This window comes from Pedobacter metabolipauper (assembly GCF_004362715.1).
GTDB lineage: Bacteria > Bacteroidota > Bacteroidia > Sphingobacteriales > Sphingobacteriaceae > Pedobacter > Pedobacter metabolipauper.
Genome location: NZ_SNYC01000006.1, coordinates 288,573 through 306,247, shown reverse-complemented (window position 1 = coordinate 306,247; position 17,675 = coordinate 288,573). Strand labels below are relative to the sequence as shown.

Below are 17,675 nucleotides of genomic sequence, written 5' to 3'. Positions count from 1 at the left end.
TCATAGTGTCACAATTTTAAAGTGTAATTCGGACAATTGTTTTATTTAAAATTGATTGTCTCTTTTTTTTCTGCCAAAACCCTATTGGCACATGGCTTGTTAAGCAAAGATAAATAGATTGATTTTATAACAAATAGAGATAAATAGCATGTCAAAAATTATTGGTATAGACTTAGGAACAACAAACTCTTGCGTAGCGGTAATGGAAGGTAACGAGCCTGTAGTTATAGCCAACAGTGAGGGTAAACGCACTACTCCGTCCATTGTTGCATTTGCAGAAAATGGTGAACGCAAAGTAGGTGAGCCGGCAAAGCGCCAGGCGATCACGAATCCAACAAAAACAATTTCTTCTATCAAACGCTTCATGGGAAGCAGTTTTGCTGAAGTAACTAAAGAAGCTGGACGTGTACCTTACAAAGTGGTTAAAGGTGATAACAACACACCTCGCGTAGAAATTGATGATCGTAAATATACTCCTCAGGAGCTTTCTGCAATGATTTTGCAGAAAATGAAAAAGACTGCAGAAGACTTTTTAGGTCATGAGGTTACAGAAGCGGTTATTACTGTTCCAGCTTACTTTAATGATGCTCAGCGTCAGGCTACAAAAGAAGCTGGTGAAATAGCCGGTTTAACAGTTAAGCGTATTATCAATGAGCCTACGGCTGCTGCTTTAGCATATGGTTTAGACAAAGCACACAAAGATATGAAGATCGTTGTGTTTGACTGCGGTGGTGGTACACATGACGTTTCAGTATTGGAATTGGGTGATGGTGTGTTTGAAGTGAAATCTACAGATGGTGATACTCACCTGGGTGGTGATGACTTTGACCATATCATTATTGAATGGTTAGCTCAGGAGTTTAAGACTGAGAATGGCATGGACTTACATCAGGATCCAATGGCATTGCAACGTTTGAAAGAAGCTGCTGAGAAAGCTAAAATTGAATTATCAAGCACTACTTCTACAGAAATAAATCTTCCTTATATCACAGCCGATGCGACAGGACCTAAACACCTTGTAAGAACATTAAGCCGTGCTAAATTTGAGCAAATAGCTGCTGATTTAATTAAACGTACTATAGAGCCTTGTAAATCTGCTTTGAAAAATGCTGGTTTAAAAACAACGGATATTGATGAGATCATTCTTGTTGGTGGATCTACGCGTATTCCTGCAATTCAGGATGCTGTTAAAGCTTTCTTTGGTAAAGAACCATCTAAAGGAGTGAATCCTGATGAAGTAGTAGCTATTGGTGCTGCAATTCAAGGTGGTGTATTAACAGGTGAAGTAAAAGATGTATTGTTGTTAGATGTAACTCCACTTTCTTTAGGTATTGAGACTATGGGTGGTGTAATGACTAAGTTAATTGAGTCAAATACAACGATCCCATCTAAAAAAGCAGAAACTTTCTCTACAGCTGCAGATAATCAACCTTCAGTAGAAATTCACATTTTACAAGGAGAGCGTCCTATGGCTGCTCAGAACCGTACAATTGGACGTTTCATTTTAGATGGTATTCCGCCAGCTCCACGCGGAGTTCCTCAGGTAGAAGTTGCATTTGATATTGATGCGAATGGTATCTTACATGTAAGTGCAAAAGATAAAGCTACAGGTAAAGAACAAAAAATCCGTATTGAGGCTTCATCTGGCTTAACTGATGAAGAAATCAAAAGGATGAAAGAAGAAGCTGAGCAAAATGCTGATGCAGATAAAGCAGCTAAAGAAGAAGCAGAAAAAATCAACGGGGCAGATGCTTTAATTTTCTCTACTGAGAAACAGTTAAAAGAATTTGGCGATAAGATCTCTGCTGATAAAAAAGCACCTATCGAATCTGGTTTGCAAAAACTAAAAGATGCACATGCTTCAAGGAACTTTGCTGATATTGATGCAGCACAAGAAGAATTGCAGAATGCATGGAATGCAGCATCTGAAGAAATGTATAAAGCGGGTCAGGATGGTTCACAACCAGAAGGTGCTCCTGAAGCACAAAATGGCGGACAGTCATCTGACGGTGGGGATAATGTTACTGATGTTGACTTTGAAGAAGTAAAAGACGACAAAAAGTAATTCTTGATCCATTATAAATAGAAAAGGCCCCGGATATTTATCCGGGGCCTTTTCTATTTATAGATTTATTTTAATTCCAAAGATTTTCAGGGTAGGTCTTGTTTTTTACAAGCTGATCAATACTATTTTGTACAAAAGGTTTATCTTCTTTATAAGTTACACCGAACCATTGGCTATCTGTAGGAATCACTTTAAAGGAAGCCGTGTTATTTTTAACCAGGTTCTCTCCAATCAAAGGAATGAAAAACTCTGCTTTTGGTTTATCTTTATTCTCTATGGCAAAGGTTTTAAATAAATCTTCTGTCAACTTGAAAACAGCAGGGGTAAAGCCCCAGAAATTCATTGAAACGGGGGTATCGTAATCTAAAGGATATTCGGAACCATTTTCTTCATAAACAATGCTTTCACCTTTTTTATAAACCTGTGTGCGTTCCGTGATTTCTTCAAGAAATCCGGCATCACTAGTTTTGCAAACACCGCGGGAAACTGATCCGAAATCAGATAAAGTTTTACCAATCTGATAACCAACGATTGAAAATAAGCTGTCGGTAGCTTCAGTCTCTAAAAAGTCTACCATTTTCTTAAACGCATCAAATCCATAATAATCATCTGCATTGATCACGCAAAATGGCTCTTTAATTAGATTTCTGCCAGATAAAATAGCGTGAGCTGTTCCCCATGGTTTTTCACGGTAAATCTCTTCTTCAATTCCGAATTGTTTCAGATCGAAATTTTGAAATACATAGTCTGTTTCAATTTTACCGGCCAGTTTAGGTTCGAATATCCCTTTGAAATTATCCAGGAACTCTTCTTTAATTATAAATACTACTTTGCCAAATCCTGCCTTGATCGCATCATAAATGGAATAGTCAATAATTGTTTCACCATTCGGGCCAAACCCGTCAATCTGTTTCATGCTGCCATAGCGACTCGCCATCCCAGCGGCTAATATTAGTAAGGTCGGTTTCATTTAACTAAAGTAATAATTAGGATTAATATTTTGAGTAAAAGTAAGAATGTTTCGCTTTAATACTATTTTGAATACGTAAAATCGTGATCTTTTTTAATGTTTAGCAAGGAATGATAGATTAAACTGATTACATTATCTACATCTTCTTTATGGATCATTTCAACAGTGGTATGCATGTATCTTAACGGAAGCGATATTAATGCAGAAGGAACACCTCCATTTGAATAGGCAAATGCATCTGTATCTGTACCTGTTGAACGGGATGATGCCTGACGCTGGAAAGGAATGCTATTTTTCTCAGCGGTTTCAATAAGCAATTTATTTAAGTTTGTTTGGACTGCTGGGGCATAAGATACTACCGGACCTTTACCACAAGACAGATCACCTTGTGTAATCTTACTGATCATAGGTGTTGACGTATCGTGTGTAACATCAGTTATGATCGCTACATTAGGTTTAATTCTATGTGCAATCATTTCGGCCCCTCTTAAGCCAATTTCTTCCTGAACGGAATTTACAATGTATAAACCAAATGGTAATTTTACTTTGTTTTCCTGTAGTAAGCGCGCAACCTCTGCTATCATAAACCCACCTGCCCTGTTATCTAATGCACGGCCAACATAGTATCGATCATTCAGCACCATGAATTCGTCTTCATAGGTAATTACACAGCCTACATGGATGCCCAATTTTTCTACTTCTTCTTTTGATGTGCAGCCACAATCCAAAAATATATTTTTAAGCAATGGTGCTTCTTCTTTTTCTCCACTTCGTGTATGTATGGCAGGCCAGCCAAAAACAGCCTTAACCATCCCTTTGTCTGTGTGGATATTTACGCGCTTAGAAGGCGCTATCTGATGATCTGAACCTCCATTGCGGATTACGTAGATTAATCCATCTGAGGTGATGTAATTGACAAACCAGGAGATTTCGTCAGCGTGAGCTTCAATAACTACTTTAAAATCTGCTTTAGGATTGATCACACCTACAGCAGTTCCATAATTGTCAATGAAACTTTCATCGATATATGGTTTCAAATAATCCAGCCATAATTTTTGCCCTGGGTATTCAAAGCCGGTAGGAGATGGGTTATTGATATATTTTTCGAAAAATTGGAGTGATTTTTTTGTAACTACAGCAACATGTTTCTGCTTATCTTCTTTTTTCTTTGACATTTTTTAATTTTTATTCTGAACAAATATATAAACTAGCACTTAAGACTCAAGTGAATTATTAAGTTGTAACTCCATAATGACAAAATCAAGCCCCTCACTCGTAAATACCTGGTCAGTTTTAACAAAATCAAATTTACTGTAAAAGGGCGACGCAGAAACCCGGGCATTACACCATAATCTTTCCGCGCCTAATTGTTTAACATAATTGATTATATATTTAAGCAGTAGCGTTCCGTATCCTTTACCCTGGTCTTTATCAAGGGTAGCAAATTTTCTAAACTGATAATTGGTATGGTCGTTAAATAAGGAGACCACAGATGTCAGGTAATCATCTGCATATAATCCAAAATGGATACCATCGGCATCATTGGGTAGTTTTATTGAATCAAATGGTAAATCAGGATACATCACTTCATGTCTGATCTTCCAGGTCATCTCATACCTGATCTGTTCAATTTGAATTTGGGACATTTTTAGCATTTAATTTTACGGCTATAACAATCATTGTACAGATAGTTTAACATCATAATAAAGGACACCTAAACTGACCGTATATTGATTCTGCTAAAGCTTTAAAGGGGAATATTGCCATGTTTTTTACGCGGATTATTAACCACTTTATTTTCCAGCATTTTAAATGCCTTGATCAGTTTTGTCCGTGTTTGTGCAGGTTCAATTACTTCATCAACAAAGCCTCTTTCAGCAGCGCGATAGGGATTAGCAAAAATATCAGAGTATAATTTTTCTTTTTCCAACCATTTTTCTTCCGGATGCTCAGCGCTGGTAATTTCTTTTTTAAATATAATTTCGGCTGCACCTTTAGCCCCCATAACTGCGATCTCTGCAGTTGGCCATGCATAATTCAGGTCTGCTCCAATGTGTTTTGAGTTCATAACGTCATATGCACCACCATATGCTTTTCTGATAATTACGGTAATTCTTGGAACGGTAGCTTCACTAAATGCATATAATAGCTTGGCTCCATTTGTGATGATGCCGTTCCATTCCTGGTCTGTGCCTGGTAAAAATCCGGGAACATCTTCAAAGACCAGAAGCGGAATGTTAAAGCAATCACAGAAACGTACAAACCGGGCTGCTTTTACGGAGGCGTGATTATCAAGAACACCTGCAAGATATGCAGGTTGATTAGCTACGATACCGATACTTCTACCTCCTAAGCGTGCAAAACCGACAACAATATTTTCTGCATAATCTTTATGTACTTCAAGAAAGCTTTCAGAATCGGTAACTTCGGTGATCACAGAACGTACATCGTAAGGCTGATTTGCATTTTCAGGCATTAATGTATTTAATGTGCTGCGATTTTCATCCGCTGGGGTATAAGGTAACAGTGAAGGCATTTCTTCACAATTCTGAGGCATATAGCTAAGAAGCTGTTTGACATGGTTAATGGCATCCAGTTCATTGGAGCAGGCAAAATGAGTGACCCCAGATTTTGTTGCATGTGTAGCAGCACCGCCAAGCTCTTCAGAACTAACCTCTTCATGAGTTACTGTCTTTACAACATTTGGCCCGGTAACAAACATATAGGATGTATGTTCGACCATTAAGATGAAGTCTGTAATGGCTGGGGAATAAACAGCACCGCCGGCACAAGGCCCCATAATGGCAGAAAGTTGAGGGATTACTCCGGAAGCCTGTACATTTCTATAAAATATATCTGCATATCCTCCGAGTGAGACTACACCTTCCTGGATCCTTGCACCACCACTATCATTTAAACCAATCAGGGGGGCTCCATTTTTCATGGCCATTTCCATGATCTTACAAATCTTTTCAGCATGTGTTTCTGAAAGAGAACCGCCAAATACAGTAAAGTCTTGTGAAAAGACATAGACTAATCTACCATTGATTGTTCCATAACCAGTAACTACACCGTCTCCTGAATATTTTTCACGCTCCATACCAAAATCAGTACTTCGATGTGTAACCAGCATCCCAATTTCTTCAAAGGAGTTTTCATCCAATAAAAAATGGATTCGTTCCCTGGCAGTCAGTTTACCTTTTTTATGCTGACTTTCAATTCGTACAGGTCCTCCGCCAGCATGAGCCTTTATAATCTTATCCTGAAGTACTTCTATTTTATTCTTCATCTGCAAATACGTTTATACTTCAATTACCAGCGATATTGTAATCGGGTAGTAAATACATCATCTTTTAAATCATCAGTATATTGAGGTAATGATGTTCTGTCATTTACGACATGCTCATTATATACGGTCAGTTTTAACCTTGGGTTTATGCCGTAGCTGAACCCATATCCCAATGTACTAAATTTAATATCTCCAGCAGTAGTATTGTTATTGTTTACGCCAATTTCCCGTTCATTAATCTTATTATTTGGGTCATAAATATCATAGGCAACTAAGGCAGTTAATCTTGTTTTTGCAATTTGCTGGGTAAACCAGATGTAATAACCAGAAAATGTACGCAGATAAAGGTCTGTGGCAGGTTGAGCCGCGAAGCTGGTACTGGAAACGGGTCCGCTTATTAATGACGATGCGGCAACCCCAGGCTGAGTACCTCCAATATATTCTGCTTTAAGCATTGTTTTGCCAAAAGTATTGTCGTATTGCAGCTGCACATTGGCTCCATAGTAATCACGTTTAGCATTCCAGTTCACATTGTTGGGATCTGTGTTCTTTATATATCCGCTACCAGTATAAGTAAAGTAGTTTTCTGTATCGCTGCGTACGGATCCTTTATATATAGAGCCACCAAAACCGATATGTAATTTCTGGTTGTAAAGGCTGTCAAATTTAAATACAAGGTTACCTATTATATCTTTCTTAGAATCATAATCCCGGGCGCTGTGTCCGCTTCCATTTACAGCTGCTATCTCTGCAGTCAAAAATTTGAATATAGTTTGTGGGTGATAGCTAATCATGGCACCAAGATCACGCTCTCTGGGCATTAATGTCTGAAATACCCTTGCCCGTTCAGGAAAATCGCGGTACCCGGATGAGTAAACAATTGAATAACCGAATGGACGGTTAAATAAACCGGCCGTAAACATTAATGCCTTTGAACTTGGGTCATGGAACTGAATAAATGCATCCATTAACTGCACACCATTTTGTGTAGCATCTATCTGGAAAACAATACTCGAATATTTATCGGCCCTGTCAATCTTTAATCTTCCACGTCGGATCATGAATCGTTCACTCGAGTTTTTGGAAAAGTCTCCGCCAGAAAAAGAGTTAATCCCTGCAGACTGTGCTTTTTGATATTGAGTTTGCAAATATCCAGTTATCGCAATTTCATGCGCATCATAGGATGATGGAGCATTATTATTCTGGGCATTAACAAATAAGGGACTGAGAAATACAAGGATTAATAGTGTTTTTTTCATGAAAGGCATAAAGAAATTTGAAGGAGACGAATTTACATTAAATAGAGCATTTTTTATAAAAAGTCAATTCTGTTATACGATTAAATGAACTCATAGCCGTGTTAACAACTAAATTACATTTTTTTTACAAGATAATTTGTTAATTAGAGATGTTTCGAGTTATTTTTGAAATGGTTAGATAAATAATAAAAACAAATGTTCCTAAGGAAATACCGTATTTTCATATTCGTTACTTTTTTGAGCATCTTTTTAGCGAAGATGATCATTTCAGGAGCACCGGTATTTTTCACCCACATTGATAAAAACATCATGAATTCTGTTATCATGCAAATTGAGCATGAACACTCTTCAGATGGTGATTCAGGTAAAACAGGAATTAAGTTTACAGATTATAAGCTTATCGAATTTTATCATGTTGATTCTTTTGAGACTATCCTTAGCCATTTTGGGATTAGCAATAGCTTCATTGATCATTTTAAGCGGTATGTAGACCCATTTCATCCAACCGTTCCAACTCCCCCTCCCAATTTCTGTTAAATTCCGAGTATAAATGCTTGCATGTATGGCTATACTAATAGGAGAATAATATCCTATTAGTAAGCCCTACAGGTCATTTTAAATTCCAGTACTTTAATAAGGATAATATCCTGCATTTAAACTCATGTAAGCGGTTTTTCGTAAGATAAACTGACTTGAGTTCATCATTAAATACAACAAAGAATAAATTATATACCAATGGAAAATGGGAATTCAGTCTTTTCAAGATTTGAAGTAAAGAAATATATATTAAAAAAGAATTTAAAGAAGGACTTGCCGTCCAGTATTGTGGTGTTCTTAGTAGCCTTGCCATTATGTTTGGGCATTGCACTGGCATCTGGTGCCCCTTTGTTTGCCGGTATCATTACGGGTGTAATAGGAGGAATTATAGTTTCAAGTATTAGCGGATCGCAACTGAGTGTAAGCGGGCCTGCCGCAGGGTTAACTGCAATCGTATTGGGTGCAATAAGCCAGCTTGGCACTTATGAGACCTTTTTACTGGCAGTAGTTATTGCAGGAGTAATACAATTGATACTCGGGATCTTAAAAGGCGGAATGATTGGCAACTATTTTCCCTCCAGTGTAATTGAAGGGATGTTAGCTGCTATTGGATTAACCCTGATACTTAAACAATTTCCTCATGCGCTGGGTATTCACTCGGACTTTTTTGGAGATGAGAGTTTTTTTCAGGGTGATCATGAAAATACCTTTTCAGCAATTACCGCTGCGATGAGTCATTTTGGGTTGGCTGCAATTGTGATCAGCGGGCTTTCAATCGCTGTATTGGTGCTTTGGCCAAAATTTAAGAAGTTAAGCACAGTGCCTGCTCCTTTAGTTGTTGTTGCATTAGGTGTTGGCTTAGCGATTGCTTTTAAGGGTACAAATTATGCATTGGATGGGGCCCAGATGGTTGCTATACCAGTAGTAAATGGATTCTCAGAATTTATCGGATTGTTTACCACCCCGGATTTTTCACAAATCTCAAATGGTAAAGTTTGGATGGTTGCTGGTACAATAGCCATCGTAGCGAGTTTAGAAACGTTGTTAAGTTTAGAAGCCATAGATAAAATAGATCCAATAAAAAGGGTGTCACCTACCAATAGGGAATTGATTGCTCAGGGTGCAGGAAATATTGTTAGTGGTTTAGTTGGTGGTTTACCAATGACCTCGGTTATTGTACGCAGTTCTGCGAATGTAAATGCAGGAGGAAGAACAAAAATGTCTGCAGTCTTTCACGGTTGCTGGTTACTTTTATCCTTGTTGTTTATTCCTGGTCTGATAAATATGATACCTTTGGCATGTTTAGCTGCAATACTATTGGTTACAGGTTATAAACTTACACGTATAGCTTTATTTAAGCACATGTATCATAAAGGATGGGATCAATTTATTCCCTTTGTGGTCACCATCATCGCTGTATTACTTACAGATTTGCTAAAAGGCGTGGCCATTGGAATGCTTTTATCTATATTCTTCCTGCTTCGTACAAATATGAGAAACCCATTCTTTTACAGGATAAAGGAAGAAGGGGATAAGAAAAATTTAAGAATAACATTAGCAGAAGAAGTCTCCTTTTTAAATAAAGCTGCTATACAGGTAGTATTAACAGAACTGCCGAAAGAGACAAATGTAACTATTGATGGGACCAATTCAAGGTATATAGATCCGGACGTTCTGGAAACCATCTTTAATTACAAGCACAATGCCTATACTAAAGGTATTATTGTAGATTTAGTGAACATTAAAGATCACTATTCTGTACCAAAATTAAATAATAAAATCATTGAAGAAATTAATAATTAAACTATTATTATGTGTGCAAAATTAGAAAAACAAGCTACAGATCAAATAACATACGAAGGATTATTACAGGGAAATAAGGATTGGGTTGCTGCTACATTATTAGAAGACCCGGATTATTTTAAGCGCCTGTCTGCAGGTCAAAAACCACCAATTTTGTGGATAGGATGCTCAGATAGCCGGGTTCCTGCAAATCAGATTACCAACACCAATCCGGGTGACATCTTTGTGCACCGTAATATTGCTAACGTAGTTGTTCATACAGATATGAATATGCTTAGCGTACTGGATTATGCAGTAAATGTTTTGGAGGTAGAGCATGTGATTGTTTGCGGCCACTATGGCTGCGGAGGCGTAGAAGCTGCATTGAGCAATAAGCAATATGGAATTATAGATAACTGGTTAAGGAACATAAAAGATACTTACAGACTTCATTATCATGAATTGGATCTGATGTCAGATCATAAAAAGAGATGTGAGCGGTTAGTAGAGTTAAATGTGATAGAAGGTGTGTTTAATCTTACAAAGACATCTATCGTTCAGAATAAATGGGCAAATGGTAAAAAGCTTAGTTTGCATGGATGGGCTTATAGTTTGGAAACAGGACTTATAACCGATTTAGGTGTAACTTGTGAAGCCAATAACCACAGCAGTTCAGTATTTAGGATTGATGGTGTTGATAAGAAATAAAATTCATTTATATTTTAATTAAAGTCATAAAAAAACTCACGGTATATTACCGGGAGTTTTTTTATGACTTTATTAAGTCTGTTACTGATCTGATTTTTCAAATGAAAGATTTCAGCAGATAGATCTGACTAATCATTTGCTAAAAAAGGATAGCGGTAATCTTTTGGCGGATCAAATGTTTCTTTAACCGTTCTTGGCGAAACCCAACGCAAAAGATTGATCATAGATCCGGCTTTGTCATTTGTACCAGAGCCTCTGGCACCGCCAAACGGCTGCTGACCAACAACTGCTCCTGTACACTTATCATTAATGTAAAAGTTACCTGCTGCATTTCTTAGGTGTTGAGTCGCTTTTTCTATTGCATAGCGGTCTTGTGCAATAAAGGCACCAGTTAACGCATAGATAGAAGTCGAATCAACGATGTCAAGAACCTGTTCAAAGTCCTCGTCATTATAAACATATACTGTTAAAACTGGTCCAAATAACTCTTCGCACATGGTAACATACATGGGGTCTTTGGTAACAATTACTGTAGGCTCAATAAAATAACCTTTAGACTTGTCATAGCTACCACCAGCTATAATTTCTACAGCAGTATCTTTCTTAGCCTCATCAATATATTTGGCTAATTTATCAAATGAGTTCTCGTCAATAACAGCATTGATAAAATTGCTGAAATCTTCTGTCCCGCCCATCTTAAAGGTTGCCAGGTCACGAGTCATATATTCTTTAACTTTTGGCCATACACTTTTTGCAACGTAAACGCGTGAAGCGGCGGAGCATTTCTGTCCCTGATATTCAAATGCACCACGGATAATTGCCGTGCTTGATACTTCTGGATCGGCAGATCCATGAACAAGAATAAAATCCTTTCCTCCTGTTTCTCCAACAATGCGGGGGTAAGTCTTAAATTTATGAATGTTATTGCCAATGGTTTTCCAGATGTTTTGAAAAACCCCTGTTGATCCTGTAAAATGAATACCTGCAAAATCGGGGTGACTAAAGATCACATCTCCTGCATCGGGACCTGATACATAAACCAAGTTAATTACACCATCAGGCAATCCGGCTTCTCTAAAAATTTGCATCAATACATTTGCGGCAAAAATTTGAGTATTTGCTGGTTTCCAAACCACAACGTTACCCATCATGGCTGCAGATGTAGGCAAGTTTCCGGCAATGGCTGTAAAGTTGAAAGGAGTTAATGCAAAGACAAAGCCCTCTAATGGACGTTGCTCAACCCTGTTCCATGATCCTTTAGGGGAAACCGGAGGTTGCTGCTTATATATTTCAGTCATATAACTGACGTTGAAACGAAGAAAATCTATCAGTTCACACGCAGAATCAATCTCTGCCTGGTATGCATTTTTTGATTGCCCAAGCATAGTTGCTGCATTTAATTTATAACGGTAGGGGCCTGCTATAAGGTCTGCTGCTTTAAGGAAGATCGCTGCACGATGTTCCCATGCTAAATTTTCCCAATTTGCTTTAGCTGCAAGTGCGGCATCAATAGCCTGTTGTACATGGGCCTTTTCACCTTTACTATACTGACCCAAAATGTGCTGATGGTCATGAGGAGGAGTAACTTTTCCCTTATTGCTGGTATGTACTTCCTCACCGCCAATATACATTGGTATTTCAATTTGTTTAGAACGGGCATCGGCTAAAGCAGCCTTCAAAAGTTCACGTTCTTTACTTCCTGGTGCGTAACCTAAAATAGGCTCGTTTACAGGAGCTGGTACGTTAAAAAATCCTTTAAGCATGATATAAAATATTATTTCTGCAAAGATAGTTTTTCATAGAATATATTTGTTTTTTAATTGCCATGATAGCTTTATTTGCATGTAAATAAAGCTCTGCTTGTTAGAATAAATAACTAACTTATAGTTGACACTAAGCGGCGTTTAATTCTTATTTTTGAGACCGGTCTATGATTAAATATTTTCGTTTATTGTTACTTCCGTTTTCAGTGCTTTATGGCATAGTCGTTCTGATCAGAAATAAACTATATGATACGGGCGTGTTTAAGCAAACCGGATTTGATCTGCCAGTTATCTGTGTCGGTAATCTTGTTGTTGGCGGATCCGGCAAAAGTCCGGTAACTGAGTATTTGGTACAGCTTCTTAGTGACCGGAAGATTGCGATATTAAGCAGAGGATACGGCCGTAAGACAAAAGGATATATTCTTGCCAATCAAATGGCAACAGCAGAAACAATAGGTGATGAACCGATGCAGTTTTACCGAAAATTTCCAAATGTAACCGTTGCAGTTTGTGAAGATCGTGTATTAGGCATTAATAGGTTATGTAAGGAACATGATGTGATTTTATTGGATGATGCCTTTCAACACAGGAGATTGAAGCCAGGTTTTAGTGTTTTACTATTTGAATATCAAAAACTGTTATCAACGCAGTTTTTATTGCCTGCCGGAAATCTGAGAGAACCATTTAGCGGATATCAAAGAGCAGACGTACTACTGGTTACCAAAGCGCCAGAAATGATAACTGAGGCGCAGAAAAGTTTATGTAGGAGCAAGTTTGATTCTGCTAATGTCCCAGAATTATTCTTTTCGTACCTTGTTTATCACGAATTGGTACACTTAACCTCTTTAGAAAATAAGCCTTGGTCTTCAATTTTACCCACTACAACTGTCTTTTTGTTAACAGGTATTGCAAATCCTCAACCGTTGTTGTTGCATTTAAGACAATATACTAATTTGATAAGTCACTATGACTATCCGGATCATTATCAATACAACAGGAATAATATACAGGAACTAATAAAGGCGTACCATGAAGACCCTTCAGATAGCAAAATAATTATAACAACAGAAAAGGATGCGCAACGTTTATTAGATGCTGTTTTAAAAGAATTACTTTTAAATTTGCCTGTCTTTTATTTGCCTGTTAAAATAGCAGTACAAGAAGAAGATAAAGTTACATTTGATCAAAAGATTTTAGACTATGTTTCAAGCACTACACGAGACTATTGAATATATAAAGGTTAAAACGAATAACTTCCAACCAGAAATTGGAATTGTTTTAGGTACGGGTTTGGGGGCTCTTGTTAATGATATTGACGTTGAGTTTCATCTGATGTATGCTAATATTCCTAACTTTCCGATCTCAACCCTGGAATTTCATTCAGGTAAACTGATTTTTGGAACCTTAAATGGTAAAAAAGTGATTGCAATGCAAGGCAGGTTACACTATTACGAAGGCTATTCTATGCAGCAGATCACTTTTCCAATCCGTGTTATGAAAGCCTTAGGCATTACAACTCTGTTTGTTTCTAATGCTGCAGGCTCATTAAATCCGGAGTTTAAGAAAGGAGATCTCATGGTTATTAATGATCATATTAATTTGCAGCCGGAAAGTCCTTTGAGAGGAAGAAATGATGCTGATATGGGTCCCAGATTTCCGGATATGAGTCAGCCTTACAGCAGGAAGATAATACAAACTGCATTAAATATTGCAAAGGAGAACAACATAAATTGTCATCAGGGCGTTTACATTGCCGTAACTGGTCCTAATTTAGAAACAAAGGCAGAGTATAATTACCTCCGTATTATAGGAGGTGATGCCGTTGGTATGAGTACCGTTCCAGAAGTGATTGTAGCCAATCACATGAGTATTCCTGTATTTGCCATATCCGTATTAACAGACGAGGGGTTCCCTGAAGTTTTGGAGCCGGTAAGCCTGGAAGAGATCATAGAAACCGCAAGAATTGCTGAACCTAAAATAACAAAAATATTGAGCCAGTTAATCTCAGCCTTATAATGTATAGAAACGTTACCTTTCTTGTTTTCTGCTTTATCTTTCTAAGTGGGGTACAGTTATTTGCTCAGGATTTAAAGACCAATGTTAAGAGTAAGGAAATGGATTCCTTAAGAAAATTGGAAGAAGAGGGAAAGGATTCCGTAATATTTACTTCGAGATTTATCAGGTATACTACACTTAAGCTAACTAAGGATAGTATTCAAACGATGCCAATTGATACTACGTTAAATGGGTTTCATAACTTTAATGTACTCATTCAACCAAGAAGACCGACAGTAGGTACGGGTAATTTGGGCCTATCAGCAATGCCTATGCTTTTCGAACCCTTAAAAACGATAGGATTTGATGCCGGGTTTCATAGTTTAGATTATTATGCACTTACCCAGGATGACATAAAATATTATCAGGCACGAACGCCTTTTACAAGCTTATACTATGTAAGTGCGGGCGAAGTAGAACAGGTTTTTAAAGTTATTCATTCTCAAAATATAAATAGGAATTTAAATATTGGTGCCAACTTTAATCGGATAGGAGCGAACGGAAATTATACACACCAGCGGGGAGATGATCTGAACGGAGCGCTATTTGCCTGGTTTCAGTCACCAAGTAAGCGCTATAATATGTGGGCCAACGGCATATTTAATACCTTAAAAACAGAAGAGAATGGCTCTATTACAAATACGTCAATCTATACTGATGTAAATACGCTGAATATAACCAGACAGGCAGAACCCATTAACCTTACGAGTGCCAAGCGGATTTGGAGGCAGTCAAGTTTTATGCTCAAACAAACTTATTTTGTTGGTCGTATTGACAGTATAAAAGAAGATATCTCAAAGAAGATCTTACCTACAAATAAGATTGCCCATACTTTTAAATACAGCAGCAATTCTTATGGATTTCAAAAAAACGAAGACGATGATAATTCTGTTTTCCCAATTGGAGCAGCAGACAGTACCTATACAAATGACAGTACGAGCTATAAGCATGTCCAAAATGAATTTATCTATAGCTTTTTTCTACGGGCAAAATCAAACTCAATTATTAAAAATGAGCTGAAGATAGATGCAGGGATCAGGCATGATTTTTATAACTATAATCAGATGGTTTTATATAAGAATAGAACTACCTACTATAATTACAATTCTTCATTTCAAAATGTTACTCTTCTGGGCTCTGCAGGATATCGATTTAGTGACAGAATTGACCTGAATGTAGATTTGCAGCAAATATTTCAAGGGAGAAATATTGGAGATTTTATCTATGAAGCTAAAAGTAACGTCATGCTAAGCAAATCTGCCGGCAGGATTGTTTTAGGAGCCTATTTTCATAATAAATCTCCTGAAGAAATTTATAACCGATATTTTGGGAATCATTATAACTGGGAAAGAGATTTTGGACGTACTAAAACAGTTAATTTTTCATTTAATTACCTAAATGAGAAACTTGGTCTTGAGGCTGGCGCACAATATTATTTGATTGATAATTATCTTTATTTTATCCAAAATGGAGAAAGCGGAATTTTACCTCAAAACTCAGCAGCACCCATAAATCTACTTAAAATAACATTGGGTAAAAAGATAAAACTTGGCAGGTTTACCCTGGATAGTTATGTCGTTTATCAAAAAACAGATAATACAGATATTCTACGTACTCCAGAAGTATATACTTTTAATAGCTTTTACCTGGACAAAACCTTTTTTAAAGTATTAAAAACTAATGTAGGTTTTGATATCCGGTATAATACGCCATATAGTAATTACGCTTATTCGCCTGCTGCAGGTCAATTTTATAATAACATTTCTGGTGAAAAACTTGGAACAACCCCCATCGTTGACGTTTGGGTAAAAGCAAGTTTAAGAAAAGCGAATCTATTTGTGAAATGCGATTATGTAAATCAGGGACTGATATCAAAAGGTTATTACTCTGTTAACAGGTATCCGATGCAAGACAGGCTACTGCTTAAATTTGGTGTGATTTGGAACTTCTATGATTAAGTAATGTTAAGTTTTCTGAGGCTTCTTTTTTGCAGCGGGAAACAGTACATTATTTAAAATTAAACGATAGCCCGGAGAGTTGGGATGTAAGTTTAGATCAGTAGGCGGGTCGCCAACTGCATGCTGATAGTCTTCCGGATCATGGCCACCATAAAAAGTAAACTGCCCTTTACCAATTTCGCCATTAATATACCGTACTTCTTCGGCACCTTTATTTTCTCCAAGTACAGTGATGCTTGGTTTTACCAGTTGTTTTTTAAATGCCGTTGTTTGCCCCATGAAACCTTTAATAACCTTATCGTGGTTTTGTGTTAACATTGTTGGTACTAGATCCCATTTGGCAGAAAAATCAAATAAGGTGAAAAAGTCATTCCCTTTATTTAGCATCCGGGTCTGAGTAACATCGATATCAGAAAACTCATAATTGTTGGGATTTATGTCGAGTCTGAAATCCTTAAAGGCTACAGTCTTATTAAAGTCAAGCTTGGATTGCGCTTGCGGGTCAGCAGGATCACCATCAAACATGCTTTCACAGATGTCGGTTCCTTCAGCGCTAAGGGCGATGTCAAAACTGTCCGTACCAGAACACATTGCAAAAAGAAAGCCTCCGCCAGCACAAAACTCTTTAATTCGTTTGGCAACATCCAGTTTCATTTCAGAAACCTTTTTGTAACCATTTTTTTTTGCTGTGGCCTCCTGATTTTTTACATCTTCGCGATACCAAACGGCATTTCTGAATGAGCTCCAGAATCTTCCATATTGGCCTGTAAAATCTTCATGATGTAAGTGAAGCCAGTCATAAGCAGAAAGCTTGTCTTTTAAAACGTCATCGTCATAGATCACATCGTATGGTATTTCTGCATAAGTAAGCACTAAGGTTACGGCATCGTCCCAGGGTAATTTGCTTTTCGGAGAATATACAGCCATCTTGGGTGCTTTTTCCAGCTTAACAACTTCCATGTTTACCTGAGGATCACTGATCTCATTTAATATTGCCGTTACCTTTCCATCAGCCAATATCTGATAAGACACTCCTCTTGCCTTGCACTCATCTTCTACAGTTTTTGTGTAACCAATTAAAAAGCTACCTCCACGATAATTTAGCAGCCAATCTACATTGGCGGTCTGCTTAATGCTCCAGTAGGCAATGCCGTAAGCCTTTAAATGATTCTTTTGATCCTGATCCATAAAAATTAAGATAGACGAAGCCTTAACCACTATGGTAATTGCCAGTAATAAGAGTGTAAGGCTTGCTTTTTTTAAGGTCATGATTTAGGTGTCAGTAATGC

At 37.5% G+C, this 17,675-nt stretch carries 14 protein-coding genes; 7 read left to right on the top strand and 7 right to left on the bottom strand.

Going from position 1 to position 17,675, the window contains the following annotated elements:
- Nucleotides 1–148: 148 nt before the first annotated feature.
- Complete coding sequence (gene dnaK / locus ATK78_RS18055) at nucleotides 149–2,065, top strand: molecular chaperone DnaK (protein ID WP_133577536.1); 1,917 nt, start codon at nucleotides 149–151, stop codon at nucleotides 2,063–2,065.
- A gap of 70 nt (nucleotides 2,066–2,135) precedes the next feature.
- Here dnaK and ATK78_RS18050 read toward each other — a convergent pair whose 3' ends face one another.
- From ATK78_RS18050 to ATK78_RS18030, 5 genes are all read right to left on the bottom strand, one after another.
- Complete coding sequence (locus ATK78_RS18050) at nucleotides 2,136–3,035, bottom strand: nucleotidyltransferase family protein (protein WP_133577535.1); 900 nt, start codon at nucleotides 3,033–3,035, stop codon at nucleotides 2,136–2,138.
- 62 nt (nucleotides 3,036–3,097) lie between these two features.
- On the bottom strand, nucleotides 3,098–4,210 hold the full coding sequence (locus ATK78_RS18045) for a M42 family metallopeptidase (RefSeq protein ID WP_133577534.1): 1,113 nt from the start codon (nucleotides 4,208–4,210) through the stop codon (nucleotides 3,098–3,100).
- A 39-nt stretch (nucleotides 4,211–4,249) separates the two neighbouring features.
- On the bottom strand, nucleotides 4,250–4,681 hold the full coding sequence (locus tag ATK78_RS18040; RefSeq protein ID WP_133577533.1) for a GNAT family N-acetyltransferase: 432 nt from the start codon (nucleotides 4,679–4,681) through the stop codon (nucleotides 4,250–4,252).
- A gap of 101 nt (nucleotides 4,682–4,782) precedes the next feature.
- Nucleotides 4,783–6,324: an acyl-CoA carboxylase subunit beta gene (locus ATK78_RS18035; RefSeq protein ID WP_133577532.1), complete on the bottom strand. Its 1,542-nt coding sequence runs from the start codon at nucleotides 6,322–6,324 to the stop codon at nucleotides 4,783–4,785.
- A 23-nt stretch (nucleotides 6,325–6,347) separates the two neighbouring features.
- On the bottom strand, nucleotides 6,348–7,583 hold the full coding sequence (locus ATK78_RS18030; RefSeq protein WP_133577531.1) for a porin: 1,236 nt from the start codon (nucleotides 7,581–7,583) through the stop codon (nucleotides 6,348–6,350).
- Nucleotides 7,584–7,778: 195 nt separating this feature from the next.
- Between ATK78_RS18030 and ATK78_RS18025 the strand changes: the two genes are divergently transcribed.
- The 3 genes from ATK78_RS18025 (at nucleotide 7,779) to can (ending at nucleotide 10,610) form a co-directional block, all read left to right on the top strand.
- Nucleotides 7,779–8,120 carry a hypothetical protein gene (locus ATK78_RS18025; RefSeq protein ID WP_133577530.1) on the top strand — a complete coding sequence of 114 codons (342 nt, stop codon included), beginning with the start codon at nucleotides 7,779–7,781 and terminating at the stop codon, nucleotides 8,118–8,120.
- A 198-nt stretch (nucleotides 8,121–8,318) separates the two neighbouring features.
- A complete protein-coding gene (locus ATK78_RS18020) occupies nucleotides 8,319–9,923 on the top strand; it encodes a SulP family inorganic anion transporter (RefSeq protein WP_133577529.1) in 1,605 nt (534 codons plus the stop codon).
- Nucleotides 9,924–9,932: 9 nt separating this feature from the next.
- The gene (can, locus tag ATK78_RS18015) at nucleotides 9,933–10,610 is read left to right on the top strand and encodes a carbonate dehydratase (RefSeq protein WP_133577528.1); all 678 of its coding nucleotides are present in this window, start codon (nucleotides 9,933–9,935) and stop codon (nucleotides 10,608–10,610) included.
- A gap of 128 nt (nucleotides 10,611–10,738) precedes the next feature.
- Here the strand turns inward: can and pruA are convergent, their stop codons facing one another.
- On the bottom strand, nucleotides 10,739–12,373 hold the full coding sequence (gene pruA, locus ATK78_RS18010) for an L-glutamate gamma-semialdehyde dehydrogenase (RefSeq protein WP_133577527.1): 1,635 nt from the start codon (nucleotides 12,371–12,373) through the stop codon (nucleotides 10,739–10,741).
- Between the two features lie 167 nt (nucleotides 12,374–12,540).
- Here pruA and lpxK point away from each other — a divergent pair, with 167 nt between their 5' ends.
- The 3 genes from lpxK to ATK78_RS17995 are packed head-to-tail and all read left to right on the top strand — an operon-like array spanning nucleotide 12,541 to nucleotide 16,386.
- Nucleotides 12,541–13,602: a tetraacyldisaccharide 4'-kinase gene (gene lpxK, locus ATK78_RS18005; RefSeq protein ID WP_133577526.1), complete on the top strand. Its 1,062-nt coding sequence runs from the start codon at nucleotides 12,541–12,543 to the stop codon at nucleotides 13,600–13,602.
- A complete protein-coding gene (locus ATK78_RS18000) occupies nucleotides 13,574–14,389 on the top strand; it encodes a purine-nucleoside phosphorylase (protein ID WP_133577525.1) in 816 nt (271 codons plus the stop codon). The genes lpxK and ATK78_RS18000 overlap by 29 nt, the downstream gene beginning before the upstream one ends.
- Nucleotides 14,389–16,386, top strand: coding sequence for a putative porin (locus tag ATK78_RS17995; RefSeq protein ID WP_133577524.1), 1,998 nt, complete (start codon nucleotides 14,389–14,391; stop codon nucleotides 16,384–16,386). Before ATK78_RS18000 ends, ATK78_RS17995 begins: the two co-directional genes overlap by 1 nt.
- A gap of 6 nt (nucleotides 16,387–16,392) precedes the next feature.
- Here ATK78_RS17995 and ATK78_RS17990 read toward each other — a convergent pair whose 3' ends face one another.
- Nucleotides 16,393–17,574 (bottom strand): asparagine synthetase B, encoded by a 1,182-nt coding sequence (locus ATK78_RS17990; protein ID WP_208112400.1) that lies wholly within the window; start codon nucleotides 17,572–17,574, stop codon nucleotides 16,393–16,395.
- Nucleotides 17,575–17,675 lie beyond the last annotated feature (101 nt).

What these genes read in the sequence shown, in the direction of transcription:
- ATK78_RS18020 (WP_133577529.1), top strand. Translation starts at nt 8,319, where the DNA reads ATGGAAAATGGGAATTCAGTCTTTTCAAGATTTGAAGTAAAGAAATAT.
- can (WP_133577528.1), top strand. Translation starts at nt 9,933, where the DNA reads ATGTGTGCAAAATTAGAAAAACAAGCTACAGATCAAATAACATACGAA.
- pruA (WP_133577527.1), bottom strand. Translation starts at nt 12,373, where the DNA reads ATGCTTAAAGGATTTTTTAACGTACCAGCTCCTGTAAACGAGCCTATT.
- ATK78_RS17990 (WP_208112400.1), bottom strand. Translation starts at nt 17,574, where the DNA reads ATGGATCAGGATCAAAAGAATCATTTAAAGGCTTACGGCATTGCCTAC.
- ATK78_RS17995 (WP_133577524.1), top strand. Translation starts at nt 14,389, where the DNA reads ATGTATAGAAACGTTACCTTTCTTGTTTTCTGCTTTATCTTTCTAAGT.
- ATK78_RS18000 (WP_133577525.1), top strand. Translation starts at nt 13,574, where the DNA reads ATGTTTCAAGCACTACACGAGACTATTGAATATATAAAGGTTAAAACG.
- ATK78_RS18040 (WP_133577533.1), bottom strand. Translation starts at nt 4,681, where the DNA reads ATGTCCCAAATTCAAATTGAACAGATCAGGTATGAGATGACCTGGAAG.
- ATK78_RS18050 (WP_133577535.1), bottom strand. Translation starts at nt 3,035, where the DNA reads ATGAAACCGACCTTACTAATATTAGCCGCTGGGATGGCGAGTCGCTAT.
- ATK78_RS18035 (WP_133577532.1), bottom strand. Translation starts at nt 6,324, where the DNA reads ATGAAGAATAAAATAGAAGTACTTCAGGATAAGATTATAAAGGCTCAT.
- ATK78_RS18045 (WP_133577534.1), bottom strand. Translation starts at nt 4,210, where the DNA reads ATGTCAAAGAAAAAAGAAGATAAGCAGAAACATGTTGCTGTAGTTACA.
- ATK78_RS18025 (WP_133577530.1), top strand. Translation starts at nt 7,779, where the DNA reads ATGTTCCTAAGGAAATACCGTATTTTCATATTCGTTACTTTTTTGAGC.
- lpxK (WP_133577526.1), top strand. Translation starts at nt 12,541, where the DNA reads ATGATTAAATATTTTCGTTTATTGTTACTTCCGTTTTCAGTGCTTTAT.
- ATK78_RS18030 (WP_133577531.1), bottom strand. Translation starts at nt 7,583, where the DNA reads ATGAAAAAAACACTATTAATCCTTGTATTTCTCAGTCCCTTATTTGTT.
- dnaK (WP_133577536.1), top strand. Translation starts at nt 149, where the DNA reads ATGTCAAAAATTATTGGTATAGACTTAGGAACAACAAACTCTTGCGTA.